This is a genomic window from Cellulomonas septica (assembly GCF_012396155.1).
Taxonomy (GTDB): domain Bacteria; phylum Actinomycetota; class Actinomycetes; order Actinomycetales; family Cellulomonadaceae; genus Cellulomonas; species Cellulomonas septica.
Genome location: NZ_JAAXOY010000292.1, coordinates 1 through 4351, shown reverse-complemented (window position 1 = coordinate 4351; position 4351 = coordinate 1). Strand labels below are relative to the sequence as shown.

The window sequence follows — 4351 nt, the reverse complement described above, 5'->3', positions numbered from 1 at the left end:
GGACCGCGCGGAACGAGACGAGCTGCGCGACCCCGTACAGGCCGCCGCCCACCGGCACCAGGACGACGACCACCGCGACCGCCGCGAGCGCGGCGAGGGTCCAGCCCGCGACCCGCGCGGGCGTCACGCGTCGAACTGGTGCGCCGCGTCGGGGAACGTGCCGCCGCGGACCTCGTCGATGTAGGCCGTCGCGGCCGACCTGAGCGCGGCGCCGACCTCGCCGAAGCGCTTGGCGAAGCGTGGCGACCAGTCCGTCATGCCGGCCATGTCGACCCACACGAGCACCTGGCCGTCGCACTGCGCGCCCGCGCCGATGCCGATGGTCGGCACCGCGACGATCTCCGTGATGCGGGCCGCGAGCGGTGCCGGGACCATCTCGAGCACGATCGCGGCCGCGCCGGCCTCCGCGATGGCGAGCGCGTCCTCCGACAGCCGCTCCGCCGCGACGTCGCCGCGCCCCTGCACGCGCGGACCGCCGAACAGGTTCTCGGACTGCGGCGTGTAGCCCAGGTGCCCGACGACGGGGATGCCCGCGTCGGTGAGCGCGCGGATCTGCCGCGCGACGCGCTTGCCGCCCTCGAGCTTGACCGCGTCGACCCCGGTCTCCTTCATGAGCCGCACACCCGTCGCGAGCGCCTGCTCGGGCCCGGCCTCGTACGACCCGAACGGGAAGTCGACGACGACGAACGCGCGCTGCGCGGCCCGCGCGACGGCCCGGGCGGGCGGGATCAAGTCGTCCACGGTGACAGGGAGCGTCGTCGCGTGCCCGTGCATGGTGTTCCCGATCGAGTCGCCGACGAGCAGCATGTCGACGCCGGCCTCGTCGAAGATCCGCGCGGTCACCGCGTCGTAGGCGGTGAGCATGGACAGGCGCTCGCCCTGCTCCTTGGCCTGGCGCAGGTGGTGCACGCGCACGCGCTTCACGTTCTGGGTCATGAGGGTGTGCTCCTGGGGTGCGGTCGGGTCACGACGGTCGCGGGTGGGTGACGCCTCAGGGCTCGCGCCACCGGGACGTCACGGGCAGGCGGCGGTCGCGCCCGAACGCGAGCGCGGTCACCTTGGGGCCGAGGGGGTACTGCCGGCGCTTCCACTCGGCGCGGTCGACGAGCGTGACGACCTTGTCGACCACCGCCGGGTCGAACCCACGGGCCAGCAGCTCGGCGCGCCCCTCGGCGTGCTCGACGTACGCGTCGAGCACCTCGTCGAGCAGGTCGTAGGGCGGCAGCGAGTCCTGGTCGGTCTGGCCGGGGCGCAGCTCGGCGGACGGCGGCTTGGTGATCGACGACTCGGGGATCGGCGGCGTCTCGCCGCGCGCGGCCGCGTACGCGTTGCGCCAGCGCGCGAGCGCCCAGACGCGGGACTTGTCGACGTCCTTGAGCGGGGCGAACCCGCCGATGCTGCCCGCGTCGTAGATCGTCGCGTAGCCCGTCGCGAGCTCCGACTTGTTGCCGGGCGCGATGACGAGGTGCCCCTCGCGGTTCGAGATGGCCATGAGCAGGACGCCGCGCACGCGCGCCTGCAGGTTCTCCTCCGCGACGCCCTGGAGCGCGAGGTGCTCCTGGAACGCGTCGACGACCGATGCGATGGGCTGGACGCGGTAGTCCGCGCCGATCCGCCGGGCGAGGTCGGCGGCGTCGTCCTTGCTGTGCTCGGAGGAGAAGGACGACGGCATCGAGACGCCGACGACGTGCTCACCGCCGACCGCGTCCGCCGCGATCGCGGCCGTCAGCGCGGAGTCGATGCCGCCCGACACGCCGAGCAGCACGGACCGGAACCCGTTCTTGCGGACGTACCCGGCCAGGCCGGTGACGATCGCCCGGTAGACCTCCTCGTCGGCCTCGAGCGGCGCGGCGAGCGGACCGGGCTCGGGTGCGGCGCCGCGCTCGGGAAGGTCCCACACCAGCAGGTGCTCGACGAACTGCGGCGCGCTCGCGAGCACCGTCCCGTCGACGCCGACGACGAACGACCCGCCGTCGAACACCAGGTCGTCCTGGCCGCCGACGAGGTTGACGTACGCCACGGGCGCGTCCACCTCGCGGGCCCGCCGGGCGGCGAGGTCGACGCGGACGTGCCCCTTGCCCTCCTCGTAGGGCGAGCCGTTGAGGACCACGAGCAGGTCGACGTCGTTCTCGTCCATCTGCGCGACGGGACCGCCGTCCTGCCAGATGTCCTCGCAGATGACGACGCCGACGCGCGCGTCCGCGACGTCGATCACGCACGTCTCGTCGCCGGGCGCGAAGATGCGGAACTCGTCGAACACCCCGTAGTTCGGCAGGTGGTGCTTGTCGTACCGGGTCTGCGCCTTCCCGTGCCGCAGCAGGACCGCCTGGTTGGTGGGCAGCCCGCGGTCGTCGGGTGCGGCCGTGTCGCCCGCGCCGTGCTCGCCGACCGTCCCCACGAGCACCGCGAGGTCCCCGAGCCCGGCGTCGACGAGCTCGGCGGCCGTCCGCTCGAGCGCCGCCTCGGCGCCGCGGCGGAACGACGCCCGCAGCGCGAGGTCCTCGATCGGGTACCCGGTGAGCGTCATCTCGGGGAAGACGACGAGGTCGGCGCCCGCGTCCGCGGCCTTGCGCGCCCACGTCACGACCGCGGCGGCGTTGCCGTCGACGTCCCCGACGCAGGTGTCGATCTGGGCCAGGGCGATACGCGGCCTCGTCATGGCGTCGAGCCTAGTCACCGCCACGACGACCGCCCGCCACGTCGGCGTGGGATGGCGGCCGGACGGCCCTCGGATCGGGCAGGATGTACGCCATGGACAGGCAGCAGGAGTTCGTGCTCCGCACGGTCGAGGAGCGGGACATCCGCTTCATCCGCCTCTGGTTCACCGACGTGCTCGGGATCCTCAAGTCCGTCGCGGTCGCGCCGGCCGAGCTCGAGAACGCGTTCTCCGAGGGGATCGGCTTCGACGGCAGCGCGATCGAGGGCCTCACGCGCGTCTACGAGGCGGACATGATCGCCCGCCCCGACCCGTCGACGTTCCAGGTCCTGCCCTGGCGCGGTGAGCGGCACGGCACCGCCCGCATGTTCTGCGACCTGCTGACGCCCGACGGTGCGCCGTCGCTCGCGGACTCGCGGCACGTGCTCAAGCGCGCGCTGTCCCGCGCGAGCGACCAGGGGTTCACCTTCTACACGCACCCCGAGGTCGAGTTCTACCTGTTCGAGGCCCCCGCGGACCCGACCCAGGCGCTCGTGCCGGTCGACCAGGGCGGCTACTTCGACCACGTGCCGCGCGGCACCGCGCACGACTTCCGCCGCGCCGCGATCACGATGCTCGAGTCCATGGGCATCTCGGTCGAGTTCTCGCACCACGAGGCCGGGCCGGGCCAGAACGAGATCGACCTGCGCTACGCCGACGCCCTGACCACGGCGGACAACATCATGACGTTCCGCACGGTGGTCAAGGAGGTCGCGCTCGAGCAGGGCGTGTTCGCGTCCTTCATGCCGAAGCCGCTGTCGGACCAGCCGGGCTCGGGCATGCACACGCACCTGTCGCTGTTCGAGGGCGACCGCAACGCGTTCCACGAGCCGGGCGGCCACCTCGAGCTGTCGAAGACCGCGCGCTCGTTCATCGCGGGCCTGCTCAAGCACGCGGCCGAGATCACCGCCGTGACGAACCAGTTCGTCAACTCCTACAAGCGGCTGTGGGGCGGCGCCGAGGCGCCGAGCTACGTCTGCTGGGGGCACAACAACCGCTCCGCGCTGGTCCGCGTCCCGCTGTACAAGCCGGGCAAGGGCAACTCGAGCCGCATCGAGTACCGCGCGGTCGACTCCGCGACCAACCCGTACCTCGCGTTCGCGGTCATCCTCGCGGCCGGCCTCAAGGGCATCGAGGAGGGCTACGAGCTCCCCGAGGGCGCCGAGGACGACGTGTGGGAGCTCACCGACGCGGAGCGCCGCGCGCTCGGCATCGACCCGCTGCCCCAGTCCCTCGACGCCGCCATCGCGGTGATGGAGAAGTCGGAGCTCGTCGCCGAGACGCTGGGTGAGCACGTCTTCGACTACTTCCTGCGCAACAAGCGTCAGGAGTGGGACGAGTACCGCGCGCAGGTCACGCCGTACGAGCTGCGGCGGTTCCTGCCGGTCCTGTGACGGTGCGCATGGTCGCGCCCGGGATCTCGCTCATGACCGAGCACCTCGCCAGGCGGACGACGGTGCACGCCGACGGACGGGGGCCGTCGTGACCGTTGACGGACGCAGCGGCAGCCTCGCGGGACGCCTCACGCGGGCAGGCGTCGCCAACGTGGCGCGCGCGCAGCGGCTGCTCGAGGACGCCGCCCTGCAGGAGGTCGTGCCGGGGGCCGCCGACGTCCTGGCGGGCGAGCTGCGCGAGCTCGCCGACCCCGACCAGGCG

The 4351-nt window shown here is 73.0% G+C and carries 3 protein-coding genes; 1 reads left to right on the top strand and 2 read right to left on the bottom strand.

What is annotated here, in order from left to right; all coding sequences use genetic code 11:
- Positions 1 to 123: 123 nt before the first annotated feature.
- Both panB and HGA02_RS11790 read right to left on the bottom strand, forming a co-directional pair.
- Positions 124 to 936 carry a 3-methyl-2-oxobutanoate hydroxymethyltransferase gene (panB, locus tag HGA02_RS11795; protein WP_168679172.1) on the bottom strand — a complete coding sequence of 271 codons (813 nt, stop codon included), beginning with the start codon at positions 934 to 936 and terminating at the stop codon, positions 124 to 126.
- A 55-nt stretch (positions 937 to 991) separates the two neighbouring features.
- Positions 992 to 2659 (bottom strand): NAD+ synthase, encoded by a 1668-nt coding sequence (locus HGA02_RS11790; RefSeq protein WP_168679171.1) that lies wholly within the window; start codon positions 2657 to 2659, stop codon positions 992 to 994.
- A gap of 92 nt (positions 2660 to 2751) precedes the next feature.
- Here HGA02_RS11790 and HGA02_RS11785 point away from each other — a divergent pair, with 92 nt between their 5' ends.
- A complete protein-coding gene (locus HGA02_RS11785) occupies positions 2752 to 4089 on the top strand; it encodes a glutamine synthetase family protein (protein WP_124344329.1) in 1338 nt (445 codons plus the stop codon).
- The last annotated feature ends 262 nt before the right edge of the window (positions 4090 to 4351 follow it).